This window comes from Bacillus sp. FDAARGOS_1420 (assembly GCF_019344915.1).
Taxonomy (GTDB): domain Bacteria; phylum Bacillota; class Bacilli; order Bacillales; family Bacillaceae_G; genus Bacillus_A; species Bacillus_A mycoides.
This window is the reverse complement of sequence record NZ_JAHWJB010000001.1, coordinates 1,363,129-1,389,689: the sequence shown is the minus strand read 5'-3', so window position 1 is coordinate 1,389,689 and position 26,561 is coordinate 1,363,129. Positions and strand designations below refer to the sequence as shown.

Below are 26,561 nucleotides of genomic sequence, written 5' to 3'. Positions count from 1 at the left end.
TTTTATTTCATTTGTTAATGGAACATTTTGTTCATTTTTTATTGCTACGAAAATGTGATGTATCTTTATGCCCTCATTATAGTGACCCCTTACACTTTTATCAATACACTCTTATATGCAATATTACATACAAAAAACAAGCTGAATTCTTATAAAAAGTTATACAGAGATAAATTTTTCCGCTTGGTAAATACTTGAAAAAGCGAAGCGTTCTTTTGCATTTTATGAGTAATTTACAAGTTTATTGTTGGAAGCGTCGCAGGACTAGAAGTAATGAAATACATGCAGGACTGTTACGAGCATCCAGAAATATTAAGAGTCCTCATGGGCAATCGCATAAAAAAAAGCTGCTGCCTATAAAATACAGACAGCAACTTCAACTAGAGTAGCTGGCATGATTTACGCAAGCTACAGTACTTTTTTGACATACTCATTTTTTACACTTTGTAACTAATAAACAGCGATTGGCCCATAAGGACCATTGATAATTTCTATTTTTGTTTCAAAAATATCTGTCAAAATTTCCGGGTCCATAACCTCTTCTACTGTTCCAAAAGCAGCAATTTGTCCATCTTTCATAGCACAAATTTTATCAGAGTATTTGGCTGCAAAATTTATGTCATGCATAACAGTCAAAATTGTTCTTCCAAATTCATTAGCCGCACGTCTCAAATGCTCCATCATTTGAACAGAACGAGCAACATCAAGATTGTTCAGAGGCTCGTCCAAAAGTACATATTCAGTCTCTTGGCACAACACCATCGCTACATATGCCCTTTGTCTTTGACCACCAGAAAGCTCATCTAAATATCTATTCTCTAAATTAGTTAAATCTAGAAAATCGATATATTTAGAAATAATAGCTTCATCCTCTTTAGTTAATCTTCCCTTTGAATAAGGAAAGCGCCCAAATCCAACTAATTGTCTAACAGTAAGCCTAGTTACAAAATGATTTTCTTGTCGCAATATAGTCAAAACTTTTGCTAAGTCTTTTGATTTGGATTCAGAAACATCCATATTTGCTACCTGAATTTGGCCTTCATCCATATCTAAAAGTCTTCCAATCATCAATAGTGTCGTTGACTTTCCAGCGCCATTTGGTCCAATTAAAGAAGTAAAGCCCGCTTTTGGTATTTCAATATCCAAAGGTCCTATTTTCACCTTATCAGTATAGAACTTTTTAACATTATCAATTTTTATCATAAAGCCCTCTTCCTTAAAACTATAGTTAAGAATATTATTCCACCAAATAATTCAATAATAACTGAAACTACACCTTGAGCATGGAATACATGATACATTAAAAAGTATGCACTCGTCATTATCAAAAATCCTATTGCAAAAGCCATTGGAAAAATATATCTATGATCATAAGTTGACGCGGCCTGATAACTCAAAGTTGCTACTAAAAAGCCGTAGAAAGTAAGTGGCCCAATTAGAGCTGTTGAAATGGACATCAAAATAGCAACTAATACAAGCGTATAAATTACACTAGGTTGATATTTAACTCCAAAAGAAGTAGCAACATCCTTTCCTAGTGACAAAACATTCAAATTCTTAGAATGAGCCAAAATTAATACTGCTACAATTATGACCATAGGAATTACAATAGGAAAATATGCAGGATCTGCATGATTAACAGAACCAAATAACCTTGCTTGTAAAATATCAAACTCTGAAGGCGCAAGTAGTTTTCTCATGAAAGTTGACACAGAATTTAGCCCGGTACCAATAATAATTCCAACTAAAAGCATAAGTTGTAAATTCCCGTATTTACCGGAAAGTAACCATCCATAAAGTATCAAACTCATGAAGACCATAACAACAACTTGAAATAAAAATGATCCAATTCCACTAAAATTTATCAATGCACTAGCACCAAAGAAGAATATTGTACTCGTTTGAATTGCTGAATAAAGTGATTCGAAACCTAAAAGCGAAGGAGTAATAATTTTATTATTCGTAATAGATTGGAAAGCAACTGTCGACAAACTATGACAAACTGCAGCAATAATCATAGCAACAATGGCTATTATCCTTCTCTTAACAACTGGGATAAAAGAAGGTGAATCTATCGGAACTGGATTGTTATAAACTAAAAGTCCATATGAAGAAAGGAGACCTAAAGCGATCAATGTTATTAGTACAATCCAATAACGTCTTGCTTCCTTCTTAGAACGAAAAGCGCTAGCTGATCTACTTTCATTATGAAGGCTAGAATCGATTTCGACATTTTCTTTATTTTTATAGTCTAATGTGATCATCGTAGCCTCCTTGGTTTTCTTCGTCTCAATAAAATAGTAATAAACACGACTGCTCCCACTGTTGCAAGTATTAAAGAAACAGGTACTTCAAAAGGCTTTATAATTGTTCGAGAAATGATGTCACAGGCAGTTATTGTCCCCATTCCGATCACACATACCCAAGGTAAATTACTCCTAAGATCATCCCCTCTAAACATTGAAACAATGTTTGGAACAATTAATCCCAAGAAAGGTAAGTTTCCAATAACAGCTGCAACAATTCCAACTGCAACAGAGATAAGGCCAGTCCCAAAAAGAACAATCCTATTGTAATTAACTCCAAGGCTTGTTGCTACATCTTCTCCTAGTCCAGCTAAAGTCAATCTATTAGCATACATAAAAATAAGCACAGTAACGATAACAATCAGCCATAAATATTCATATCTTCCCACCTGAACGGTAGCAAATGAACCTACGAACCAAGTTTCAATACTTTGCGTCATTTGAAAAAGGAGTCCCAAAAAAGTAGACACTGCAGAAATAACTGCTCCAAGCATCAATCCAATAATAGGGACAATTAAAGACGAACGAAGTTTAACTCTTCTTAAAAACAGAAAGAAAATCATAGTTCCTATAAAAGAAAAAATGATTGCACCAGTCATTCTTTGAACTAACGTCGGGGCAGGAAATAATAAATATACAAAAAGCAGGCCTAAGCCTGACCATTCAATAGTCCCCGTTGTAGTAGGTTCAACAAAACGATTCTGTGTAATTAATTGCATTACGAGCCCTGCCATCGCCATTGCAGCTCCAGTAAGCATTAATGCAACTGTTCTCGGAACACGAGTGATGAAAAACATCTCCATTCCGTCCTCTTGTCCACGTATATCATAAACTCCAGTAAACAGTGATATAATCCCTAAAATTATAACAACTATAATCGCTATTATAAAAGGTTTTGTCCATATTTTATTGTGGTTATAAAACTGGGGTTGAGAAATATTCTCAACCCTAGAAATCATATTTTTTGACACTGTTTCGTACTCCTTTACACTACTTAGCTAAAGTTTTTGCGATATTTCCAAATAACTCTATATAAGTCTCAATTGATTCATTTGTGTAAGTATCTGCTGGTGCATAAACAATTTGTTTTTTAGAAACAGCAGTTGTGTTTTGAAGAGCAGGTGATTTAGAAATAACATCCTGAGCAGGAGCTGAAGTAGCAGCATCAGATGTTGCAGCATCACGATCTAATACGAAAAGCCAATCAGGATTTGTTTGTGCAATAGCTTCAACAGAAACGTCATCACCTTTATGACCTGCAGTAGAATTAGACACTTCTAGTGCTGGAGCCCAACCGAAAATCTCATACATTGGTCCCCAAACGCGACCAGAGTGAGGAGCAGCAAAACCAATATTCCCACCAGTAACGATAACACTCATAACTTTATCTTTTCCATTATAAGCAGATTTTACATTTTCAATAGATTTATCAAAATCAGCTACTAATTTTTTAGCTTCTTTATCTTTATCAAAGATTTTCCCTAAAGAAATTGTAGAATCTTTAAGTCCTTTTACTAAGTTTTCTCCAGGCTTAGTAGCTTTCTCAGAAACATCAACATTAAGATCAATAACAGCTGCATTTGGCACTAATTTTTTGATCTCTTCGTAATGGCCAGCAAATCTTTGACCAACGATTACAAGGTCAGGGTTTGCCGCTGCAATAATTTCAAGATTTGGTTCGCGGTGATTTCCAATATTTTGAACTTTACTATCCTTTACATATGCTGAATCTGCAGGCATTACATCCTTTGGAGCAGCCGCTAATTTAATTCCCCAATCAGCTAAAGTTTCAAAAGTTCTATTATCCAAAGCAACTACATTTTTTGGATTTACAGGGACTTTAACAGTTCCATGTGCATCAGTGATTTCAACTGTTTTTGGCTTATCACTACTATCACCTTTATTAGCTTTCGAAGTTTCCTTACTTGAATCTGAGCAAGCTGCTAACATTAAAGTGAAAATTGCTAAAATACTTACTAATTTTAAAAGCATAGTTTTTTTCATACGTATACTCCTTATAATGTAATTTAGTTCGAAAATGATAACGTCCATAGATTAAATTAGATAGTAACCTTTATGTATCTAAATTGCTATTGATAATCATTTTCATTTGAATATCCTGTTAATAAGTATAGTCATTAATTATGTGAAAATCTTGTGAATGGTGTGAGTTAATAAAATTAAACATAAATTAGATACAGTCTCATCTAATGCGCACCAGAGTCCTCCCCCACACGTACTAATCAATAGATTGGGCACCTTATAAACCATGATTTCTACTACAAAAAAATGCCCATTAATAGCTAATTTTTCATAATCTATTGTCTGGTAGTAATCTTCTTTTTATAGTTTCCGTCTTTTAATATTTCACAGAAACTATTTGATTATCAGGTTTAATAGAAAAAACGAGTAAAACTGTATGAAATAGTTTTACTCGTTTTTTCTATTATGACAAACTGTACTTTACCTATTATTTTATTTTTATCATTCAACCATTGAATAGCCTCTGCCATGTATCGTTTGAATATATCTCTCTTTCTTCTCGCACTTTAACTTTTTTCTTACATACCCAATATATAAGTCTACTACATTTGGATTGACTACTACGTTATATCCCCAAACCTGATTCAAAAGCATTTCACGGCTCAATATTGTATTTTTATTCTTAATTAAAAATACAAGTAAATCGTACTCGCGCTTAGTAAGCGAGAGATTTTTACCACCTTTTTTCACAATATGGCTAGATGCATCAACAAAGAGATCTTTAAACTGAAAAAAGTTTGTCTCATTTTGTTGGATACAGTCACTTCTCCTTAAAATAGCTTGAACCCTCGCTACTAATTCTTCTTTCACAAATGGTTTTCTTATATAATCATCTGCTCCTGCTTGTAGCCCTGCTATGCAATCCTTGCTAGAAATATTGTCGGTCACAATAATTATCGGTGTCGTTTTAACAAGTCGTATTTGTCTACAAATTTCTGGCCCCGATATACTTAATGAATCCCAATCCAATATGATAATATCCCAATCTTGTTCATATACTATATTTAAACCTTGGTTTTCATTGTGAAGTTTTAAAATGAAATAGCCCTCTTGCGTTAGACCGCTTACGATTTTCTTTGCAAAAGACCGTTCATTCTTAATTACTAACACCTGCTTCACCGATGGTTCACCTCTACTTCAATATAACTTAGTTAGATAAAAAGTTATCCCCAAAAAATAATTTAAGATTTATAAATATTAAATCCCTAAAAAAAGCCATTATAACAGCTTATTAGGAGAACTCTATATAATCTTACAATAGATATGGATAAAAACACAAAATATATGAAGATTTAAATACATATTATTTAATCATTAAGAGCAACTATATTATCTAGCTGCTTATTATCAATAACGATTCCCTCAGTTTCTGTTTCAAGGGTACCGTCCTCAACTTAAGCATTTTATCAAACCACAAAACAAAAAGAACCATAACCCCGCCATTCTGGCAAAGTTATGGTTCATATCATACAAAATAAAAAACCACCAAACAGTTATGTATTGGTGGAGACGGTGGGAGTCGAACCCACGTCCAAAAATATCGGCACTTAAGCTTCTACGAGTGTAGTCGATATATTAGCATTTCGCGAACTCTTCGGCCTATCGACAGGCTTCCAAGTTGCTAGTCTGATTGTTCTCTTCCTTCGCCCTCAGACGGCGAACTCCGGCGTAGTCCACTTAGTTTGAGTCCCTTACCCTACCACATGGACGATGGAGGGAGGAACCTTTAGTGCAATTAAGCAGCTAAAGAAAGATTGTTTTGTTTGCCAATTATAGGCTTTGACGTTTTAACGAGGCCGATCCCCTCGACTCGCAACCTAAGCTCGAACTATCCCTGTCGAATCCGTAACGTCCCCATGATAAAAATGGAGCATACGAAGAAATATCGTGATAGCTACTAAGAGCTATTTTTCAATGTGCAACAATCTTACATAAGTTATTATATCATACGCGCGCCGTTTTACAAATGTAAATATCTGTATTACATCTTTTGACGATCACGGAACACGCGTGCAATTTCACGTTTAGCTTCTTTCTCTTTTAAATCGTGACGCTTATCATATTGCTTCTTACCTTTTGCTAAACCAAGTGCCATTTTCGCAAATCCATTTTTCAAATAGATTCTAACTGGAACTAATGCATAACCTGTTTCTTTTGCATAACCTGCTAGCTTATCAATTTCTTTCTTATGAAGAAGTAACTTTCTTGTACGAAGCGGATCGTGATTAAAACGATTCCCTTGTTCATATGTATTAATATGCATATTATGAACCCATACTTCACCGTTATGTATACGTGCAAACGCGTCTTTCAAGTTCACGCGTCCAGCGCGAATCGACTTAATTTCCGTTCCTTGAAGGACAAGCCCTACTTCGTATGTTTCTTCGATGAAATAATCATGAAATGCCTTTTTATTTTGCGCAATAACCTTACCTGTACCCTTTGGCATATAACGTCCCTCCTCTATTTTTACCATTGTAACAAATGTAAACCAAAAGCGAAAGTGGCTCGCTCAGAATCTTTGGACATTGGAGCTCCCGACAAAGAAGCGCTTTTTGCTTCGTCCGAGGGCGCGAAATGGCCAATAGATTCTAGCCACTGTAGCTGGATTCAACAAAAAGCGAAAGTGGCTCGCTCAGAATCTTTGGACATTGGAGCTCCCGACAAAGAAGCGCTTTTTGCTTCGTCCGAGGGCGCGAAATGGCCAATAGATTCTAGCCACTGTAGCTGGATTCAACAAAAAGCGAAAGTGGCTCGCTCAGAATGTGAGGCGAAGCCACTCTTCTCTTACTTGCGCTTTTTCTTTTTCTTCTTGAATCCTGGTACATTTTCAAAGAATCCTTTTTTCTTCTTACCATTACCATTACTATTACCATCTTTTTTCCCTGGCTGACTAGCGGATGTGGATGCAGATGCTGATGCTTTTCCTTTTCCTTGTCCACCACGATCAAACTTTCTTCCTGTGCCGCGTTCACCACCGCGCTCATTACTACGTTCGCTACGTCCACCGCGTTTCTTTCTGCCTGTTCTTGGCTGTTCAATCACAACTGGACGATCTTTGAACTTACGACGAGGTGTGCCTTTCATGCCAACGATTTCAAAGTCGATTGCGCGCTCGTCTTTATTTACGTTAATAACACGAATTGTAATTTCGTCACCGATGCGGAATACGTTACCTGTACGTTCTCCAATCATCGCAAAATGTTTTTCGTCATAACGGTAGTAATCATCTGTTAAATAGCTAACGTGTACAAGACCTTCAATTGTATTTGGAAGCTCTACGAATAAACCGAAGTTTGTTACAGAGCTAATCATACCGTCATACTCTTCACCGATCTTATCAACCATATACTCTGCTTTTTTCATTTCGTCTGTTTCACGCTCTGCTTCAACAGCGCGGCGTTCCATATTAGAAGAGTGCTCTGCAATCTCAGGTAAGTTTTCACGCCATTTCGCTTGCGTTTCGTTGTCTACTTTACCATTAATGATGTATTCACGAATCAATCTATGAACAATCGTATCTGGGTAACGACGAATTGGCGATGTGAAATGCGTGTAGAACTCAGTTGATAAACCAAAATGTCCTAAGCTGTTCGAATCGTAACGTGCTTGCTTCATAGAACGAAGCATAACTGTTGAAATGACTATTTCTTCCGGCTGACCTTGAACCATTTCAAGAATTTGCTGCAATGCACGAGGGTGTATTTCATTCGCACGTCCTTTTACTGCATATCCGAAGTTTGTTACAAACTCGAAGAAACGCTCAAGCTTATCTTCTTTCGGATCTTCATGGACACGGTACATAAACGGTACGTTCATCCAGTGGAAATGCTCCGCTACTGTTTCGTTCGCAACAAGCATAAACTCTTCAATTAACTTCTCTGATACAGAACGATCACGCATTACAACATCAGTCGGTTTTCCTTCTTCATCTACTAGTACTTTCGCTTCTTTAAAGTCAAAGTCAATCGCACCACGGCGCATACGTTTTTCACGTAAAATTTGTGCTAACTGCCCCATTTCTTTAAACATTGGTACTAGCGGCTCGTAGCGTTCAATTAGCGCTTCGTCTTCATCTTCTAAAATGCTTCTTACGTCAGCATACGTCATACGCTCTGTCGTTTTAATTACACTTTGGAAAATCTCGTGTTTTACAACATCACCTAGATTGTTGATTTCCATTTCACAAGATAGTGTCAGACGGTCTACTTTCGGATTTAATGAACAAATACCGTTTGATAAACGATGCGGAATCATCGGAATTACACGGTCTACAAGATATACACTCGTTGCTCTCTCTGCTGCTTCAACATCAATTGGAGAACCTTCTTGAACGTAATGACTTACATCCGCAATATGAACGCCAAGCTTATAGTTACCGTTCTCAAGCTTCGTTACTGTAACAGCGTCATCTAAGTCTTTCGCATCCGCACCATCAATTGTAACAATCATTTGATCACGTAAATCACGACGATCTTTTATATCTTCTTCTGAAATCGTTTCTGGTACACTGTTTGCATGCTCCATCACTTCTTCAGGGAATGCTAAAGGTAAATGATGTTTATGAATGACAGATAAAATATCTACTCCTGGGTCATTTTTATGACCTAGAATTTGAATAACTTCACCTTCTGCGCTTAAACGGTTCTCTGGGTAGCCCGTAATTTTCACAACTACTTTATGGCCTTCTACAGCGCCCATAGATGCACTTTTCAAGATAAAAATGTCACTTGTCCAGCGTTTATTATCAGGTATAACAAATCCAAAGTTCTTTGACTCTGTATATGTACCAACTAGTTCCTTCGTTCCACGCTCTAAAATACGAACAATCGCGCCTTCTTGGCGGGATCCACTTGATTGTGCGCTAACACGTGCTAATACTGTATCACCATGAAGTGCACCATTTAATTCTGTCGGCGGGATGAAAAGATCATCATCTCCTGTTTTCTTCTCTTCTGGAACGACGAACGCAAAACCACGTGCGTGCCCAATTAATTTACCGCGTACTAAATTCATTTTTTCTGGAAGACCGTAGCGGTTACTACGTGTGCGGATAACAAGCCCCTTCTCTTCCATCATTACAAGTGCCTTTACGAAATCTTTAAAGCCCTCAGAGCCTTCGATTCCAAATGCCGATTCTAATTCTTGTATCGTTAACGGTTTATACGCTTCTTCCCTCATAAATAATAACAACTTATCAATATGTTCTTGCATGATTTCTTCCAAGCAGAAATACCTCCTTTAAACCCTTATATTATTTAGTGTATCCGAAAGATGGGGGATGTATAAAGTGAAACTTTAATCATCTCCCAATGATTTTTTACAGCTTTCATAAAGTGTAACTTTAACCAGTAGTTTTTTGTCCGTCCCCACTGATTATTAGCCCACAAATAGCGGGATAAAAATTCCCTTATGAAAAAAAGAGGCAACTAGACCTTACCAATCTAGTTGCTCCAAGAAGTTATATACATCCTCATGTAGCACATCACGTTCTTTATCAAGTGTAATGACATGCGTAGAGTCTTCATACCATTTAATGTCTTTTAACGTAGATTCTACACCGTTATAAATAATGTTAGCACTATCTGTATTAATCATCTCATCATGACGTGCTTGCACAACGAATGTTGGAGCATAAATCATATCAACATTATTGCGTACGTCACGAATCAACTCCTGTAATGCTTTTAATGTATTCATTGGTGTCTGTTTAAATTCAAACATTTCCTGCTCAATTCGTTCTGGTGATTTTTGCTCACGCTTTTTATATTCGCGGGCATATGCCAATATACCTTGGTACATAATTTCTTCACTTTTAATGTACATCGGTGCACACATTGGTACAACACCTAAAATCGGTAATGTATAAGCAAGTTTTAATGAGAATACTCCGCCTAATGATAATCCAACCGCAGCTATTTTCTCGTAACCTTGATCTTTTAAATGCTGGTAGGCATTCATTACATCTTTCCACCAGTCTTCAGGTCCTGTATGAACAAGCTCTTCTGGTGGTACGCCGTGTCCTTTATAAATTGGCGCATGACAAGTATAGCCTTTCTTCTCTAAGAAACGCCCTAGCATGCGTACGTCAGCTGAGTTTCCTGTGAATCCATGTAATAATAAAACAGCGCGGTCTCCACCTTCAAATGTAAATGGTTTCGGAGATGCTAATTTCATCATGTACTTCTCCTCTTTCTCTTCTGTAATCTAGTCGTATTCTTTCTATTCTTAGTGTACCATATTTATAATTCTATAATCTAATTAGAAACTTTTTTTGAATAACAAATCAAAAAAAGAAGAACCATTAGCATAATCCGCTAACGCTTCTTCTTTTAATTTTATAAATTTAAGTACGTAACACCAATTGTTAGTACGAAGAATAGTACAGCTAAGACAACTGTAACACGGTTTAATACCGCTTCAATTCCACGTGCTTTTTGCTTACCAAACAATTGCTCTGCACCACCTGAAATAGCGCCTGAAAGGCCTGAGCTATTACTAGACTGCATAAGTACCATAACAATCATTAAAATCGATACAATAATAAGTAAAACTGATAATAACGTATGCACTTGGCGTACCTCCTACAAAGATTCAGTTATTTTAAATGTAGCATAAATCCTATAGAAAAGCGAGAGCTATAGAATCGCTCTCGCTTTTCTTCTATTACATGAACATCATTGCGAATAACGGTCCAAGCAAACATGTCAAAATTGCTGTTAATGTCATTGTTACCGATCCAATAACACCTTCATGCTCATTATTTTTCATCGCTCTCATAACACCCATAATATGAGACGCACATCCAAAGCCAATCCCTTTACCAACTGAGTTTGTAACACGGCTCCATTTTAATAAAATTGGTCCTGAAATCGTTCCAGTAATCCCTGCGATAACGACGAATGCTGCTGTTAAGGACGGGACACCACCAACTTGTTCAGATACACTCATCGCAACTGGCATTGTCACTGATTTTGGTAAAGAAGATAAAATTAAGCTTTTATCTGTTCCCATAAGTGTGGCGATAGCAAAATCACTTGCAATAGCAACTGTTGTACCTACTAATACACCACCAGCAATTGGTACAACATATTTTTGCAGAACATGACGTTGTTTATAAAGCGGGATTGCAAATGCTACAACACCTGGTCCTAGTAGCTTCGCAATCCAGCCACCACCACTTTCCATATAATTTTGATATGGTATATCAAGCATTATAAATAAGAAAGCCATTAATCCTGTTGCAACAAGCATTGGAATGGTAAATGGTGTTGGAAATAATTTGTAGATTTTTTTAGATAATTGATATAATAGCACCGTAAAAAGAACCCAACCGATTCCGATTAATATTTGGCTCATTGTGTCTCTTTTTCCTTTCTATTCGCAAGATATTGTCCTGTATGTCCTGCGACAATAATAATTAAAAACGTACTCGCTACAACTGTAATGAAAAGGGAAATTCCTTTACTCATAAAAAAAGCACCGTAATTCATTAAGCCAAGCGTTGGCGGAATTAATAAAAACGGCATAATAGCAACGAGTGTTTCTGCTCCTAAATCAAACCATTTCACTGGAAGTACTTTTAGGCTAAGCAAAACAAGTAGGAGGAACATCCCAATCAAACTTCCTGGAATCGGAAGATTCAACATTTCTTGCACCCAATTTCCAACCATATAAAATACATAAAGAGCAGCAATTTGGACAAGAATCTTTGTAAGTTTCATGTTCATCATCCCTCATGTTTATACGATCTTCTGTTAATATCCTTATCATAGTATAAATTGTAAAAACCTGCAATTTATCAAATCGACAACGAAAACCCACTATATTATACGCTTACACCCTTGATATGACTGCGTTTCCCAATGTAATTTACGTCAAAAACCTTGACCTAATATATAAAGTTTATATTTTCTGAATTTTGATGGTTATTATTTTAATAAAACAAAATCCTTCACTCCATTTTTATTCTGCCTTCTCTCTAGCACACATATATATATAAAGATAGGTGGTGAACGCATGTCTAAAAAAATTCTCATTTTTTGTGATCCTGGAATCGACGATGCGATAGCCCTCCTCCTCGCATTCTTTATCGATGAAATTGAAATTGTTGGGATTGTCGCTGATTACGGCAATATTCCAAAAGAAATGGCCGTACAAAATGCTCATTTTCTTAAACAAAAATCAAGAAATAGAGATATGAAAATATTTGGTGGTTCAGACCGTCCTCTCAATGGAGGTCCACCTGCTTTTTTTACCAATATTCACGGTAAAGAAGGGTTAGGGCCAATCATCCCAAATGAAAAGTTACAAAACGGAGAAATGGAGAATTTTTTTGAAGTTATCCCTCTTATCGAGCAGTATAAAGACGAACTAATCATTGTAAGTTTAGGGCGACTCACTTCCCTAGCTGCTTTATTTATTTTATGTAAAAACTTAATGCAGCAAATTAAATCTTATTATGTAATGGGTGGTTCCTTTCTGCACCCAGGTAATGTAACTCCCGTATCAGAAGCGAATTTTTATGGCGATCCAATCGCGGCTAACATTGTATTACAATCTGCATCCAACATGTACATATACCCGTTAAATGTAACTCAGTATTCCATCGTTACACCTGATATGGCTGAATATATTGAGGCGAAAGGAAAGGCTTCTCTCGTCAAACCTCTATTCGATCATTACTACTATGGATATTACGAAAAAATTTTACCACAATTAAAAGGCTGCCCTTTTCATGACACGATACCGATATTAGCTTTACTCGATAATTCTATGTTTACCTACTACAAATCACCAATTACCGTCATGACCGAATCTTACGCTCAAGGAGCAATTATCGGTGATTTCCGCTCTTTAGTAGGATCGAGCCCATTCACCAATCGGCCCTCGCAGCAAATCGCTATCGATTTTGATTATAATCTCTTCTTTAAATACTTCATGTCACTTATGACAGACGAACAATTTTAGCATAAAAAAACAGACCGTGATTTCTCACGGTCTGTCGTTATTTTCTACAATTATCGTTTGATGTTGTAGAAAGATTTGATACCATCGTAAACAGCGATTTCGCCTAGTTCGTCTTCGATGCGTAATAATTGGTTGTACTTAGCAATACGGTCAGTACGGCTCATAGAACCAGTTTTGATTTGGCCAGCGTTAGTTGCAACTGCGATGTCAGCGATTGTAGCATCTTCAGTTTCACCAGAACGGTGAGATACAACTGCTGTGTAACCAGCACGTTTAGCCATTTCGATTGCTTCGAAAGTCTCAGTTAAAGTACCGATTTGGTTAACTTTAATTAAGATTGAGTTAGAGATACCTTTTTCGATACCTTCAGCAAGTTTTTGAGTGTTAGTTACGAATAAGTCGTCACCAACTAATTGTACTTTATCACCGATACGCTCAGTTAATAATTTGTGACCATCCCAGTCATTTTCGTCTAAACCATCTTCAATAGAGATGATTGGGAAGTCTTTGCAAAGCTCTTCGTAGAAATCAACCATTTCTGCAGAAGTTAAGCCAGTACGGCCTTCGCCTGCAAGGTCATATTTACCAGTTTCTTTATTGTAGAACTCAGAAGAAGCAACGTCCATTCCTAAGAATACGTTCTCGCCAGCTTTGTAACCAGCTTTTTCGATAGCTTCGATGATTACTTCTAATGCTTCACGGTTAGAACCAAGGTTTGGAGCGAATCCACCTTCGTCACCTACTGCAGTGTTAAGACCTTTGTCATGGAATACAGCTTTAAGTGCATGGAATACTTCAGCACCCATACGGATTGATTCTTTGAATGTTGGAGCACCAACTGGTAAGATCATGAACTCTTGGAAGTCTACGTTGTTATCAGCGTGAGAACCACCGTTGATGATGTTCATCATTGGAGTTGGTAATTGTTTTGCATTGAATCCACCAAGGTAACGGTATAATGGAAGACCTACGAAGTCAGCTGCTGCGTGAGCTACTGCCATAGATACACCAAGGATAGCGTTAGCGCCTAGTTTACCTTTGTTTGGAGTGCCATCTAATTCGATCATAGCACGGTCGATACCAGCTTGGTCAGTTACGTCGAAACCAACGATTTCTGGAGCGATTGCTTCGTTAACGTTGTTTACTGCGTTAAGAACACCTTTACCAAGGTAACGAGATTTGTCACCGTCACGTAATTCTACTGCTTCGTGCTCACCAGTAGATGCACCACTTGGTACGATAGCGCGTCCGAATGCGCCGCTTTCTGTGTAAACTTCTACTTCTACAGTTGGGTTACCACGAGAGTCAAGGACTTCGCGAGCATAAACATCAATAATTGTTGACATAATAAATTCTCTCCTTTTTATATAAGCAAATTATTTAATAATTGTTTTACCTGTCATTTCTTTCGGTTGTTCCACATTTAAAAGTGTAAGCATTGTTGGGGCGATATCTCCTAAAATACCACCTTCACGAAGCTCTACATCATTTTTTGTAACGATGAAAGGAACCGGGTTAGTTGTATGAGCTGTCATTGGTCCACCTTCAGCAGTTAACTCCTGATCGGCATTACCATGGTCAGCAGTAATAAGTGCTACACCATCTTTTGCAAGAATCGCTTCTACAACTTTTCCTAAACATTCGTCAGTTGCTTCTACTGCTTTAATTGTTGGTTCCATCATCCCAGAATGGCCAACCATATCACAGTTTGCAAAGTTAAGAATGATAACATCATGTTTATCATTTTCGATGTCATTTACTAAAGCGTCCGTTACTTCATAAATGCTCATTTCAGGTTTCAAGTCATACGTTGCAACCTTCGGTGAGTTAATTAAAATACGCTCTTCTCCTGGGAATTCAGCCTCACGACCACCGCTAAAGAAGAATGTAACGTGCGGATACTTTTCAGTTTCCGCGATGCGAAGTTGCTTTAATCCCGCTTGCGCAACAACTTCACCTAATGTGTTATCAAGGTTCATTGGCTTGAATGCCACGTAACCATCTACAGTTTCACTGAAATGTGTCATACAAACGAACTCAGGAATGTGAGGTACTTTTTCACCACGATCGAACTCACGGAAGTCTTCGTTTGTAAATACACGAGCAATTTGAATTGCACGGTCTGGACGGAAGTTATAGAAGATAACTGCATCATCATTATTGATTGTTGCAACTGGCGTGTCATCTTCGTTAACAATTACAGACGGCAATACGAATTCATCATGAATACCATTTGCATAAGAGTCTTCTACACACTCTTCTGCTGATTTATAAGTAGGGCCTTCACCATTCACCATAGCACGGTAACATTTTTCTACGCGATCCCAGCGCTTGTCACGGTCCATGGAGTAATAACGACCAGAGATAGTCGCGAATTGTCCTACTCCTGTTTCTTTAATTACTTCATTTGTTGCATCGATATAACCTTTTGCTGTTTGTGGTCCAACATCGCGGCCATCTAAGAATGCATGGATATATACTTTCTCCACGCCTTCTTTTGCTGCTAAACGAAGAAGAGCAAACATATGGTTCATGTGACTGTGCACACCACCATCAGAAAGTAAACCGAATAAATGAAGAGCAGTACCTTTTTCTTTCACGCTTTTAATTGCATTTTGGAAAGTTTCGTTCTGATCGAACTCACCTTCACGAATTGCAACGTTTACGCGTGTTAAGCTTTGGTATACGATGCGGCCAGCACCGATATTTAAGTGACCAACCTCTGAGTTACCCATTTGACCTGCTGGAAGACCTACTTCCTCACCAGAAGCTGTAAGCGTTGTGTGAGGGAATTTGTTCCAGTAACCATCAAAATTAGGTTTCTTAGCTTGTGCTACAGCATTCCCGTAAGTTTCTTCACGTAGTCCGAAACCATCAAGAATGATTAAAGCTGTTGGCTTTCTCATTTTACCGCCCCCAGAAGACCTAAGAACGAAGCAGGCTCTAAGCTAGCACCGCCAACTAAAGCGCCGTCGATGTCAGATTGTGCCATATACTCTTTAATGTTTTCTGGTTTTACGCTACCGCCGTATTGAATACGAACAGCTTCTGCAGCTTCTGGAGAAACAGCTTCTGCAACAACTTTACGGATGTGCGCACATACTTCATTTGCATCTGCAGAAGAAGAAGATTTACCTGTACCGATAGCCCAGATTGGCTCATAAGCGATAACAGTTACTTTAACTTGCTCTTCTGTTAAACCTGCAAGTGCTTTTGTTACTTGACCTGCTACTAGATCAAATGTTTTTCCGCTTTCGCGCTCTTCTAAAGTCTCACCACAACAAACGATTGGTGTTAAACCATGTTCAAATGCTGCAAGAGTCTTTTTGTTTACTGATTCGTCTGTTTCAGCAAACATTTCACGACGCTCAGAGTGGCCAAGTACTACGTAGCCTACTTTTAAGTCGCTAAGTGCTACTGGGCTAATTTCGCCAGTGAATGCACCATTTTTTTCGAAGTGCATGTTTTGTGCACCTACTTGTAAGTCAGTTCCTTCAGCCTTAGCTACTAAGCGCTCTAAGAATAGAGCTGGCGAACAAACTACTGCATCAACAGCTGAAGCTGCTGGGATTTGACCTTTAACTTCCTCTACGAAGCTAACTGCTTCAGCTAGAGTTTTATTCATTTTCCAGTTACCTGCGATAATTGGTTTACGCATGCTTTGCACCGTCCTTTTTCTTTGGCTGCTACTTATTTGTCGTTAAGACAAACTACACCTGGAAGCTCTTTACCTTCCATGAATTCTAATGACGCACCGCCGCCAGTAGAAATGTGGCTCATTTTATCAGCCATACCGAATTTTTCAACAGCTGCTGCAGAGTCACCACCGCCGATAACAGAGTATGTATCTTCTGCATCTGCTAATGCTTGCCCTACTGCTTTTGTACCTTCTGCGAATGGAGTCATTTCGAATACACCCATTGGTCCATTCCATACAACAAGCTTAGAGTTTTTAATTACATCTGCATAAATTTCACGTGTTTTAGGACCGATGTCCACGCCTTCCCAAGTAGAAGGGATAGAGTCGATACCAACGATTTGAGTTGTTGCAGTTTCAGAGAATTCCTCTGTGATTACAACATCAACTGGCATATAGAAGTTTACGCCTTTTTCTTTTGCAAGTTGCATAAATTCTTTAGCTAGTTCAACTTTGTCGTTTTCACATAGTGATTGACCAATTTCATGACCTAAAGCTTTAACGAATGTATAAGCAAGTCCGCCACCGATGATTAAGTTATCTACTTTATCTAATAGATGACGAATTACACCGATTTTATCTTTTACTTTCGCACCACCGATAATAGCTGTGAATGGACGTTCTGGGTTAGAAAGTGCTTTACCTAATACATCTAACTCTTTTTCCATTAATAAACCAGATACTGCTGGTAGGTAGTCTGCGATTCCTGCTGTAGAAGCATGAGCACGGTGAGCTGCACCGAATGCATCGTTTACGAAGATATCAGCAAGAGCTGCAAATTCTTTCGCAAGTTCTGCATCGTTCTTTTCTTCGCCCGCATAGAAACGTACGTTTTCAAGAACTAATACGTCGCCTTCGTTCATTGCTGCAACCATTTCTTGTGCAACTGGTCCGAATGCTTCGTCCGCTTTTTTAACATCTTTACCAAGAAGCTCGCCTAAACGTGCTGCTACTGGAGTAAGACGTAATTCTTCTACTGCTTGACCTTTTGGACGGCCTAAATGACTTGCTAAAATTACTTTCGCACCTTGCTCTACTAAATATTGAATTGTAGGAAGAGCTGCACGGATACGAGTTTCATCTGTAATTTTGCCTTCTTTCATAGGTACGTTGAAATCAACGCGGCAAAATACACGCTTACCTTTTAAATCTACGTCACGAATTGATTTTTTGTTCATTGGATTTCCCTCCGACTACTAGTTAGGATTGACAAAACCCATTCAAAAGCTTAACACATTTGCTTCTAAAACGAAAGAAGAGAGAGAGGGAACAAACCCTCTCCCTCGTTTTGTCATTGATTGCTTATATACTTAAGAATTAAAGACCTTTAGAAGTCATGTATGCAGCTAGGTCTACTACGCGGTTAGAGTAACCAGTTTCGTTATCGTACCAAGAAAGTACTTTAACCATGTTACCTTCCATTACCATTGTAGATAATGCATCGATTGTAGAAGAAGCTGTACATCCGTTATAGTCGATAGATACTAATGGCTCTTCGCTGTATCCAAGGATACCTTTTAATTCGCCTTCAGAAGCTGCTTTGAATGCTGCGTTTACATCTTCAACTGTTACTTCTTTGTCAAGTTCAACAACTAAGTCAACAAGAGAAACGTTAGCAGTTGGAACACGTACAGCGCCGCCGTTTAATTTACCTTTAAGTTCTGGTAATACTAATGCTACAGCTTTAGCAGCACCAGTAGATGTTGGGATCATGTTTTCAGCTGCTGCACGAGCACGACGTAAATCTTTGTGTGGTAAGTCTAAGATTTGTTGGTCGTTAGTGTAAGAGTGAATTGTTGTCATCATTCCGCGTTTTACGCCGAATTTTTCGTTTAATACTTTAGCGAATGGAGCTAGACAGTTTGTAGTACAAGAAGCATTAGATACTACGTTGTGGTTAGCTGCATCGTATTGTTCGTGGTTAACACCCATAACTACAGTGATATCTTCGTCAGAAGCTGGAGCTGAGATGATAACTTTCTTAACTGATCCACCTAAATGTTTCTCAGCGTCTGATTTTTTAGTGAAACGGCCAGTAGATTCTACTACTACTTCTACTCCGTAGTCGCTCCATGGTAATTGAGCTGGGTCACGCTCAGCGATAACTTTAATTTCTTTACCGTTAACAACGATGCTGTTTTCGTTAGCAGATACTTCTGCATTTAAAGTTCCGTGAACTGTATCATATTTTAAAAGGTGAGCTAATGTTTTAGCATCTGTTAAGTCGTTGATTGCTACTACTTCTACCTCAGAGTTGTTAAGAGCTGCGCGGAATACGTTACGTCCGATACGTCCAAATCCATTAATACCAATTTTAGTCATTTAAATTTCCTCCTTGGGGGATTATATTAAAGGGTAATACCCTTTGTTAATTGTTTTGCTGCACCTTCATCTGTAATTAGAATTGAAGTGTGCCCTTGCTTTATTACAGCCTGTATTGCTTTTGCTTTTGAAGAACCTCCAGCGACTGCAACAACGTGAGATACATTTTGTAAATCTTCAAGTTGCATACCAACCGTTCTTACTTTATGAACAACATTTCCTTGTTCACTAAAGTAGTAACCGAAAGCTTCGCCAACTGCTTCGCTTGCCTGAATCTTTAACCAATCTGCTTCTGAAGTATTTCTGCGACGTGCCATTGTTAACGCATCACCAATTCCATGAATGACGATATTGGAAGATCGAATCAACTCAAGAACTTCTTTCACGGAGGGCTCTGTTACAATAGACGCATATGCTTCGCTACTAACGTGATCTGGAACATACAATAAGCGATAATTACTCATCGTATTTTGTGCCATTTTGGCGCAAATGGTATTGGCTTCTAACTCGACACCTTCTCCAATTCCACCACGTGCTGGGACAAATAGCATATGTAAATCTTTGCAATCAAGTTGCATCATGTCCGCAGCAGCAGCTAGCGTAGTTCCTCCAGCCACAGCAACGATATTATTCACTGTCAGACGGTCTTTTATACAAGTCACACAAGCACGGCCCATCTCCAGTTTGACCCAAGGTGATTCATCACTATCACCAGGGACAACGAAAACTTCATCCAAGTCTAATGTTTCCTTAAGTTGTTTTTCTAAAACCTTTAACCCGGAAATTTCTTTCATAAAGTCTTCCAAAGCAAGAACTAAAGCTGTTCCTTCTTCTGTCAAAGTCATTCCAGAAGAAGCGACGTGAACTAAGTTTTGTTCTTTCAAAACTTGAACTTCACTTCGCAATACTCGTTCTGTCATACCGAGACTTGCAGATAAGTTTCTTCTTCCAATCGGCTGCATAAGCCTAATGTACTGAAGCACTTGCATTCTCGTTTGCATAACAGGTAGCAGATCAGGTAATAATTTTTTTGTGTTCTGAATCCATGAGCGCATATCTTTTCTCCTCACTGCATCGGTTCATTTCCCTTCGTGGTCACTTTATGTCCCGTAGTGACATTTTGCGTCCCACTTAGGTTAAAAAAATAATCCCTGCTACGTGTATTATTGTAACAGGAGACAGAAACTTATTCAACTCTTAACTGCATTGTTTATATAGTTTATTATGACACCTTTGTGAATGTTACCATATTCTACTTGTCTTCCGCCTATTTCTACAACAGGAATCATTAGATGGTATTTCTCTAAAAGGTCATTATCTTCATATATATCTATTTCCTCAATTTGAAAAGAATATTCATATTGTACTTCTTTTAAAACTTGTTTCGCCTTCACGCAAAGGCCACAATCTTTTTTTGTATATAGTACAACCTTCATCTTCTTCACCTATCCAATTGTTTTTCTTAGAGACGAAGCAGGAATATGCATTTGTTCTCTATACTTCGCAACCGTTCTTCGAGAAATAACTATTTCATGCTCTTCTTCTAATAATTTTGAAATCTTTTGATCCGAAAGTGGCTTTTTCTTATTTTCTGCTCCAACAAGCGTTTGAATGAATTGTTTCACACGCTTTGTAGAAACCGCCTCATCTTCCGTCGTAGAAATAGAATTACTAAAGAACGATTTCATCTCAAATAAACCGTGCGGCGTTTGCACATATTTATTACGCGTTGCGCGACTAATTGTAGACTCATGCACACCTAACTCTTCCGCCACCTCTTTTAAAGCAAGTGGTTTTAAATACTCTGGACCTCCCCAGAAGAAATCATGCTGTTTTTCCATAATAATATTCATCACTTGTAAGAGTGTTTGTTTTCTCTGTTTCAAACTGCGCATAATCCATTGCACATGCTGATACTTCTCCGATACGTAAGAAGCCACTTCACTTTCACTATTATTTAGTAACGCACTATACTCAGAATGAATTTCAATTCTTGGCATATTTCTCTCATTCATCTGTAAAACGAGATGATCGCCATCTTTTTTTACCGCCATATCAGGCACAATATAAAGTGGTTTATCAGAAGAAAATGCAAGACCTGGTTTCGGCTGCAATGATGTAATACAGTTCACCGCATCCTGTAATTCCTCGTTAGTACACTTCAACACTTGAACGAGCTTTCGCCAATCTTTCTTAACGAAATAATTAAAATGATCATCTATAATTTCTTCCGCTAACCCATTCCTTCTTTGTAAGCGCTTCAATTGGATTGATAGACATTCCTGAATATTACGCGCACCTACCCCTGCTGGCTCTAACGATTGAACAAGCTCCACGGAACAGTCCACTACATCAATTGGCGCAGAAAGAAGCTCTGATAACTCTTCATTTGTTTCTTGTAAATAGCCATTTCCATCCATGTTCATAATAATGAAAGAAGCTGCTTTTCGCTCTTCTTCATCTATTTTATAATACTGTAGTTGATTTAATAAATGTTGCTGAATCGTTGTAGAATCCACACTGTAGATTTCCATTTGATTCTCGACTTGTTTTCGGGTACTTTTACTTGTGTTAGAGCTCTTTTTCTTCTCCCTCTCAAAACCACCTAACTCAATAAGGGGATTCTCTAACGATTGCTCATACAAAAACTCCGATAATTCTTGTACATTATACTGGAGCATTGTAATCGCTTGCCTTAACTCTTGTGTCATTGCCAAACGTAAGCTTTGTTCTTGTAAAAGACTTGCCTTCAAACTAATCTCCCCCTTGTTTCTATTGTACAATAAGTTTGGTAAAAGGAGAATCCTATCGCAGACACCCATTCCAAAATATTATTAATTTATATGTATTAATGAGATTTACATCTTACAACCGAAATTTGAATAATATTGAAAGAAAATAATAACGCATAAAAATTATCACCACATACTAATAGTAAATCTTATAACCAGATATAACAAGAGAGAAATAAAAAAAGGTCCTAACTTACAAATGTAAGTTAGGACTTTTTGACGCGCCCAGAGGGATTCGAACTAACAATCAAATATCCCTTGTATATAAAGGCTCCTTTAGGTTTTTAGAAATAATCGTGCCAAAAACGTGCAAAATTATTTCAGCATGCCAAAATCTACAAAAAACAAAAGAGCACAGCGTGTATATACAGTGCGTCAACACTATATATACCGTCCACCTGATCCACCCAGGTAAACACTTGCTATACTCTCATGAATTATTTTACATCATGTAGGGTCTATCGAGCAACGTTTACCAAATTATTGGTGACGTTGCTTTTTTGTTTCCAAAAAGGAGACAAGATTTATAATGGAAAAGAAAAAAAGCATTGCAATTATCGCAGGTAATGAAACCTACGATAACCTAGCAACATTTAAAACTGTCGATGAATTAAACAATACTGTTCGTGCATACAAAGAGAAATTCGCAGATCAGTTAAATAAAACTCAGTTAGCTGTATTAAATAAATTACACAACTATTCTTCTAAGTTCTTTGGCGTATCTTTTAGAACGAAAAAACACATCGCTGAAGACCTTAATATTAGCCGTAGAACAGTTATTCGAGTGTGCCTACATTTAGAGTCTTTAGGTATTATTAAACAGTTAGAAATGAAGCGTAAAAGCGATATGAGACAAACAAGTAATGCTATTGTTATTCAACCAATCATTGTGGAGGAACAAGTTGTCACACCTGAACCAGCTAAAAATGATGATTTTTGTCACACCAATAAAACAACTACTAAAACCTTAAAACAAAATATAAAACATATAAACAAACGTAATATTAATAATGAGAATAGCAATACACCTGAGGAAAACATTAAAGAAGCTGATTTCGTTGCTCACTGGGTACCAGAACGTTTTATTTCTTTAGTTAGCTCTTTTTACAGTGAATCTAGAACAATTCAAGAACTGTGGAAGGTCGTAAGACAGTGCAATAGAGTTATTAATCATGGAACAGGTGATAAAGCATTCACTAAAGACCAGGAGCTTACTATTGGATTAACAGCTATTAAAGAATTTGTTATGAAAATTAAGTGCGGAGCAAAAATGAAAAAGAGTAAATTTGCTTATTTCAACGGAATTGTAAATAACTTAATGGACAAGCTTTATTTTAATAGTGAGTTTATGAGTATATAAAAAACACCCAGTTCTAATAACTAGGTGTTCCAGCTTTCGAAATATACATAACATGAATTTCATTTTACAATTTTCTTTATATATCCTTATTCAGATTTTTTTAAAGTGATGGGCTCATTTTCTTTTATAAGCTCCTCTTTCACAATAATAGATTCTTCTTTTGGAGAATAGTATTCATAAATTTCATTTCGAACATAATTACGTATATTTTCATTTTCTTTCAGAAATTCCTTAGCGTTGTCTCTACCTTGTCCGAGACGTTCCTCTTTATACGAATACCATGCTCCACTTTTCTGAACAATATCTAACTCTACCCCAATATCAATAAGCTCTCCCTCCAAGGAGATGCCTTCCCCATACAGAATATCAAATTCAAGATTTTTAAATGGTGGAGCAACTTTATTTTTTACTACTTTCATTTTTGTTTTATTCCCTAAAACGATACTATCTTTCCCTTTCAACTGTTCTCCTCGACGCACATCTAGTCGAATTGTCGAATAGAACTTTAACGCCCTGCCACCTGGTGTAGTCTCGGGACTTCCGAATGAAACACCAACTTTTTCTCTAAGTTGATTCAAAAATATAGCTATTACTCCGTTTTTAGATACTGCTCCTGAAAGTTTTCTTAGAGCTTGTCCCATCAATCTGGCTTGTAAGGCCATATGTGAAGCTCCCATTTCTCCCTCAATCTCAGCTTTCGGAACCAAAGCCGCCACAGAGTCTATCACAACAATATCCACAGCACCACTTCTTATTAATGCCTCGGCGATTTCTAAAGCCTCTTCACCTGTATCTGGTTGTGACAAAAATAAATCATCAATATTAACACCTAATTTCTGTGCATACACAGGATCAAGTGCATGTTCCGCATCGATAAACGCTGCTATTCCACCTTGTTTTTGTGCTTCTGCAATTGCATGTAATGCTAAAGTTGTCTTACCTGAAGATTCGGGACCGAAGATTTCAGTAATGCGCCCTTTCGGATATCCACCAACACCTAATGCTTTATCTAATCCAACCGAACCACTTGACACAACAGATACTTTTTGCTCAGGTCGCTCACCCAGTTTCATAATAGCACCTGTACCAAATTCTTTTACAATTTTCTTCAGAGCCTCTTCTAATGCTTTCTCTTTTCCTTGAGTTATATTTTCAGTTGCTGCCATATAAATTTCTCCCTTCTAGAACGTTTGTTTGCGAATAAATTATAGAACAATAGTTCTGTTTCGTCAATAAATCAAAAACTAATATTTACAGTTGTTGCATGAAATTGGTATGATTTACTTAATTTAAGGGGGACGATTATATGAAGGTTGTTCAATCTATATTTAGGGCATTTCGTTTAATAGGTAGAATTATAAATCCGATATTAAAAGCATTATCTAAAAGTAAATTTTAATTACATAGAAATAAAAAGCTTCTTATAGAAATGATTCATTTTGCATATACTGTCAGTACATCTAGAGAATTTCCATAACTGGGCACCTTCAACTGGGGAAGGTGTCTTTATTATTTCAAGTCATATTGTATGTAGTGGATTCATATAATAAAAATGCCGATACTGTTATACAAAAAAGCATTCCAGTTCATCACCATCCTGGAATGCTTTTTTTCTGTCTTTTCAATTCTACAAGATAATTTTTTGCATATATATTAAATGGTTCAAGAGAAACCATGAAACCAGAGTGCTCCTTGGTCAAGGGTGCTCTGGTTTTTATTATTAATTTTAATAAAACTATTCTTTTGTAGAAAATCACTTCACATACACATAGGCTTCATTTGCTGTTACATAGTATGTTTTTCCTTTGCCATTGTGAACTTTATATTGTGGTGAACCATTTACACTTACTTTCGCATCAATTGTGAACCCTAAACCTGCATCTACAGAGCCAGCAACATCTTTATCTTGCCAAGATGGAGCATCATAGAAACGTAGATTGTTAACTTTTGAAACAATACGTTTCCCTACAGTAGATGAATCCACTTTGCTTTTCTTTTCAAACTTCACATAAGATGAATTGTATTTAATCCATTGCCCTCCACCAAGATTTAACCAACCATCCTTTTCAGCCCCTACCATATAAGCTTCTGGTTTATTTAACTGACGGATCTTAGAATAATTTGTACCTGATCCTTTACGTAAATTCACGTTGTACCCTTCAATATAAGCAATTCCATCTGTTACAGCTGTTAGAACTTCTGCGGGTTTAGAAGGCTTCTCAGAACCTGTTTAGAATCTATGGTATAATCTGTACAAAAAAGGATATTTTCTATGATACATAATTATACAAGTAACGTTTCACGTGAACAGTTTGAACTCATTCGAGAAGATTTGGAAAACGCACGAAAAAGGACGCGTCCACGCACAGTTGATTTATATGAGGTATTCTGCGGTGTGCTATACGTACTTACCACAGAATGCCAATGGCGTAATCTACCAAGTGATTTTCCAAACTGGCAAACAGTTTATTTCTACTATCAGATTTGGCGGAAAGTAGACGAGAATGACATAAGTCTTCTCGAAAAAGTGCATAAAAAAATTGGTTGAAACCTACCGTGAACAAGATGGTCGGAAGAAACAGACAAGTTTCTGCATCGTAGATGCACAAAGCGTGAAAAACACACGGATAGCTGGTGAAAAGGGTTATGATGCTAGAAAGAAAGTATCAGGAATCAAACGTCATATCGCTGTAGATACGAACGGCCTCATTCATGCGATTGATGTAACAACTGCGAACATAACAGACCGAGAAGGTGCCATCCAAATGTGTGAAAGGCACAAGAGAACATTGGAAAAAGTGACAAATATACTTTGTGATGGCGGATATACAGGCTCATCATTTGCACAATCGATAAAGGAAACGATTGATTGTTCAGTTGAAATCATCAAACGCTCTGAACTTCATAAGTTTGTCGTGTTACCGAAACGCTGGATTGTCGCACGAACTTTTGCCTGGTTGGAAAATTACCGCAGACTGTGGAAGAACTGTGAACGAACACTTGAAAATAGTAGGCAGAATTGCTTCTTGGCAGGTGTGGCGATTTTGTTGAAAAGATTCTAGACAGGTTCT

The 26,561-nt window shown here is 37.4% G+C and carries 23 protein-coding genes, 1 other RNA gene and 1 pseudogene; 3 read left to right on the top strand and 22 right to left on the bottom strand.

The window, feature by feature from the left end; translation table 11 throughout:
- Positions 1 to 450 precede the first annotated feature (450 nt).
- The 12 genes from I6L50_RS07240 to I6L50_RS07185 all read right to left on the bottom strand — a co-directional run bounded on the left by I6L50_RS07240 (position 451) and on the right by I6L50_RS07185 (position 12,082).
- Positions 451 to 1,203 carry an iron ABC transporter ATP-binding protein gene (locus tag I6L50_RS07240; protein WP_002139178.1) on the bottom strand — a complete coding sequence of 251 codons (753 nt, stop codon included), beginning with the start codon at positions 1,201 to 1,203 and terminating at the stop codon, positions 451 to 453.
- On the bottom strand, positions 1,200 to 2,264 hold the full coding sequence (locus I6L50_RS07235; protein WP_219300987.1) for an iron chelate uptake ABC transporter family permease subunit: 1,065 nt from the start codon (positions 2,262 to 2,264) through the stop codon (positions 1,200 to 1,202). The genes I6L50_RS07240 and I6L50_RS07235 overlap by 4 nt, the downstream gene beginning before the upstream one ends.
- Positions 2,261 to 3,277 (bottom strand): ABC transporter permease, encoded by a 1,017-nt coding sequence (locus I6L50_RS07230; RefSeq protein WP_219300986.1) that lies wholly within the window; start codon positions 3,275 to 3,277, stop codon positions 2,261 to 2,263. The genes I6L50_RS07235 and I6L50_RS07230 overlap by 4 nt, the downstream gene beginning before the upstream one ends.
- Positions 3,278 to 3,296: 19 nt before the next feature.
- Entirely contained in the window at positions 3,297 to 4,310 is a 1,014-nt protein-coding gene (locus I6L50_RS07225; RefSeq protein WP_002089526.1) for a siderophore ABC transporter substrate-binding protein, read from the bottom strand.
- Between the two features lie 480 nt (positions 4,311 to 4,790).
- On the bottom strand, positions 4,791 to 5,468 hold the full coding sequence (locus I6L50_RS07220; RefSeq protein WP_002089527.1) for a response regulator transcription factor: 678 nt from the start codon (positions 5,466 to 5,468) through the stop codon (positions 4,791 to 4,793).
- A gap of 382 nt (positions 5,469 to 5,850) precedes the next feature.
- Positions 5,851 to 6,205, bottom strand: a transfer-messenger RNA (tmRNA) gene (ssrA, locus tag I6L50_RS07215).
- Positions 6,206 to 6,330: 125 nt separating this feature from the next.
- Entirely contained in the window at positions 6,331 to 6,798 is a 468-nt protein-coding gene (smpB, locus tag I6L50_RS07210; RefSeq protein WP_002034685.1) for an SsrA-binding protein, read from the bottom strand.
- 338 nt (positions 6,799 to 7,136) lie between these two features.
- Entirely contained in the window at positions 7,137 to 9,563 is a 2,427-nt protein-coding gene (rnr, locus tag I6L50_RS07205; protein WP_372488531.1) for a ribonuclease R, read from the bottom strand.
- A 222-nt stretch (positions 9,564 to 9,785) separates the two neighbouring features.
- Complete coding sequence (locus I6L50_RS07200; RefSeq protein ID WP_162836430.1) at positions 9,786 to 10,526, bottom strand: alpha/beta hydrolase; 741 nt, start codon at positions 10,524 to 10,526, stop codon at positions 9,786 to 9,788.
- Between the two features lie 161 nt (positions 10,527 to 10,687).
- Complete coding sequence (gene secG / locus I6L50_RS07195) at positions 10,688 to 10,921, bottom strand: preprotein translocase subunit SecG (protein WP_002016062.1); 234 nt, start codon at positions 10,919 to 10,921, stop codon at positions 10,688 to 10,690.
- A 94-nt stretch (positions 10,922 to 11,015) separates the two neighbouring features.
- Positions 11,016 to 11,708, bottom strand: coding sequence for an LrgB family protein (locus tag I6L50_RS07190; RefSeq protein WP_002129877.1), 693 nt, complete (start codon positions 11,706 to 11,708; stop codon positions 11,016 to 11,018).
- Positions 11,705 to 12,082 carry a CidA/LrgA family holin-like protein gene (locus I6L50_RS07185; protein WP_002016064.1) on the bottom strand — a complete coding sequence of 126 codons (378 nt, stop codon included), beginning with the start codon at positions 12,080 to 12,082 and terminating at the stop codon, positions 11,705 to 11,707. Before I6L50_RS07185 ends, I6L50_RS07190 begins: the two co-directional genes overlap by 4 nt.
- A gap of 286 nt (positions 12,083 to 12,368) precedes the next feature.
- On the opposite strand from I6L50_RS07185, the gene I6L50_RS07180 reads away from it, so the two are divergent.
- Positions 12,369 to 13,319 (top strand): nucleoside hydrolase, encoded by a 951-nt coding sequence (locus I6L50_RS07180; RefSeq protein WP_219300985.1) that lies wholly within the window; start codon positions 12,369 to 12,371, stop codon positions 13,317 to 13,319.
- A 50-nt stretch (positions 13,320 to 13,369) separates the two neighbouring features.
- Here the strand turns inward: I6L50_RS07180 and eno are convergent, their stop codons facing one another.
- The 8 genes from eno to rpoN form a co-directional block, all read right to left on the bottom strand.
- Positions 13,370 to 14,665: a phosphopyruvate hydratase gene (gene eno / locus I6L50_RS07175; protein ID WP_219300984.1), complete on the bottom strand. Its 1,296-nt coding sequence runs from the start codon at positions 14,663 to 14,665 to the stop codon at positions 13,370 to 13,372.
- A gap of 30 nt (positions 14,666 to 14,695) precedes the next feature.
- Positions 14,696 to 16,225, bottom strand: coding sequence for a 2,3-bisphosphoglycerate-independent phosphoglycerate mutase (gene gpmI, locus I6L50_RS07170; protein ID WP_002129880.1), 1,530 nt, complete (start codon positions 16,223 to 16,225; stop codon positions 14,696 to 14,698).
- The gene (gene tpiA / locus I6L50_RS07165; protein WP_002159914.1) at positions 16,222 to 16,977 is read right to left on the bottom strand and encodes a triose-phosphate isomerase; all 756 of its coding nucleotides are present in this window, start codon (positions 16,975 to 16,977) and stop codon (positions 16,222 to 16,224) included. Before tpiA ends, gpmI begins: the two co-directional genes overlap by 4 nt.
- A gap of 32 nt (positions 16,978 to 17,009) precedes the next feature.
- A complete protein-coding gene (locus I6L50_RS07160; RefSeq protein ID WP_113936281.1) occupies positions 17,010 to 18,194 on the bottom strand; it encodes a phosphoglycerate kinase in 1,185 nt (394 codons plus the stop codon).
- A 139-nt stretch (positions 18,195 to 18,333) separates the two neighbouring features.
- Positions 18,334 to 19,338, bottom strand: a complete 1,005-nt coding sequence (gene gap, locus I6L50_RS07155) for a type I glyceraldehyde-3-phosphate dehydrogenase (protein WP_002016071.1) — start codon at positions 19,336 to 19,338, stop codon at positions 18,334 to 18,336.
- Between the two features lie 26 nt (positions 19,339 to 19,364).
- Positions 19,365 to 20,393 (bottom strand): gapA transcriptional regulator CggR, encoded by a 1,029-nt coding sequence (gene cggR / locus I6L50_RS07150; protein WP_044738071.1) that lies wholly within the window; start codon positions 20,391 to 20,393, stop codon positions 19,365 to 19,367.
- 135 nt (positions 20,394 to 20,528) lie between these two features.
- Entirely contained in the window at positions 20,529 to 20,774 is a 246-nt protein-coding gene (locus I6L50_RS07145) for a glutaredoxin family protein (RefSeq protein WP_002089547.1), read from the bottom strand.
- A gap of 9 nt (positions 20,775 to 20,783) precedes the next feature.
- Entirely contained in the window at positions 20,784 to 22,091 is a 1,308-nt protein-coding gene (gene rpoN / locus I6L50_RS07140; protein ID WP_002016074.1) for an RNA polymerase factor sigma-54, read from the bottom strand.
- Positions 22,092 to 22,659: 568 nt separating this feature from the next.
- Between rpoN and I6L50_RS07135 the strand changes: the two genes are divergently transcribed.
- Positions 22,660 to 23,490: a helix-turn-helix domain-containing protein gene (locus I6L50_RS07135; RefSeq protein ID WP_219300983.1), complete on the top strand. Its 831-nt coding sequence runs from the start codon at positions 22,660 to 22,662 to the stop codon at positions 23,488 to 23,490.
- An 86-nt stretch (positions 23,491 to 23,576) separates the two neighbouring features.
- On the opposite strand, the gene recA is transcribed toward I6L50_RS07135, so the two are convergent.
- Complete coding sequence (gene recA, locus I6L50_RS07130; RefSeq protein ID WP_219300982.1) at positions 23,577 to 24,656, bottom strand: recombinase RecA; 1,080 nt, start codon at positions 24,654 to 24,656, stop codon at positions 23,577 to 23,579.
- A gap of 587 nt (positions 24,657 to 25,243) precedes the next feature.
- Positions 25,244 to 25,711: pseudogene (locus I6L50_RS07125) on the bottom strand (SH3 domain-containing protein); the annotation flags it as partial.
- A 51-nt stretch (positions 25,712 to 25,762) separates the two neighbouring features.
- On the opposite strand from I6L50_RS07125, the gene I6L50_RS07120 reads away from it, so the two are divergent.
- Positions 25,763 to 26,552 (top strand): IS5 family transposase gene (locus I6L50_RS07120; protein ID WP_374108352.1). Its coding sequence is split into 2 segments (ribosomal slippage): positions 25,763 to 26,020 and positions 26,022 to 26,552, totalling 789 coding nucleotides; the frame shifts between segments, so codons are not numbered across the junction.
- Positions 26,553 to 26,561: the final 9 nt, after the last annotated feature.

Coding starts and splice junctions, on each gene's coding strand:
- rnr (WP_372488531.1), bottom strand. CDS start 9,563: ATGCAAGAACATATTGATAAGTTGTTATTATTTATGAGGGAAGAAGCG.
- I6L50_RS07235 (WP_219300987.1), bottom strand. CDS start 2,264: ATGATCACATTAGACTATAAAAATAAAGAAAATGTCGAAATCGATTCT.
- I6L50_RS07135 (WP_219300983.1), top strand. CDS start 22,660: ATGGAAAAGAAAAAAAGCATTGCAATTATCGCAGGTAATGAAACCTAC.
- gap (WP_002016071.1), bottom strand. CDS start 19,338: ATGACTAAAATTGGTATTAATGGATTTGGACGTATCGGACGTAACGTA.
- I6L50_RS07240 (WP_002139178.1), bottom strand. CDS start 1,203: ATGATAAAAATTGATAATGTTAAAAAGTTCTATACTGATAAGGTGAAA.
- recA (WP_219300982.1), bottom strand. CDS start 24,656: ATGGCAGCAACTGAAAATATAACTCAAGGAAAAGAGAAAGCATTAGAA.
- I6L50_RS07190 (WP_002129877.1), bottom strand. CDS start 11,708: ATGAGCCAAATATTAATCGGAATCGGTTGGGTTCTTTTTACGGTGCTA.
- eno (WP_219300984.1), bottom strand. CDS start 14,665: ATGTCAACAATTATTGATGTTTATGCTCGCGAAGTCCTTGACTCTCGT.
- tpiA (WP_002159914.1), bottom strand. CDS start 16,977: ATGCGTAAACCAATTATCGCAGGTAACTGGAAAATGAATAAAACTCTA.
- I6L50_RS07160 (WP_113936281.1), bottom strand. CDS start 18,194: ATGAACAAAAAATCAATTCGTGACGTAGATTTAAAAGGTAAGCGTGTA.
- cggR (WP_044738071.1), bottom strand. CDS start 20,393: ATGCGCTCATGGATTCAGAACACAAAAAAATTATTACCTGATCTGCTA.
- I6L50_RS07225 (WP_002089526.1), bottom strand. CDS start 4,310: ATGAAAAAAACTATGCTTTTAAAATTAGTAAGTATTTTAGCAATTTTC.
- I6L50_RS07145 (WP_002089547.1), bottom strand. CDS start 20,774: ATGAAGGTTGTACTATATACAAAAAAAGATTGTGGCCTTTGCGTGAAG.
- I6L50_RS07185 (WP_002016064.1), bottom strand. CDS start 12,082: ATGATGAACATGAAACTTACAAAGATTCTTGTCCAAATTGCTGCTCTT.
- I6L50_RS07200 (WP_162836430.1), bottom strand. CDS start 10,526: ATGAAATTAGCATCTCCGAAACCATTTACATTTGAAGGTGGAGACCGC.
- smpB (WP_002034685.1), bottom strand. CDS start 6,798: ATGCCAAAGGGTACAGGTAAGGTTATTGCGCAAAATAAAAAGGCATTT.
- gpmI (WP_002129880.1), bottom strand. CDS start 16,225: ATGAGAAAGCCAACAGCTTTAATCATTCTTGATGGTTTCGGACTACGT.
- I6L50_RS07180 (WP_219300985.1), top strand. CDS start 12,369: ATGTCTAAAAAAATTCTCATTTTTTGTGATCCTGGAATCGACGATGCG.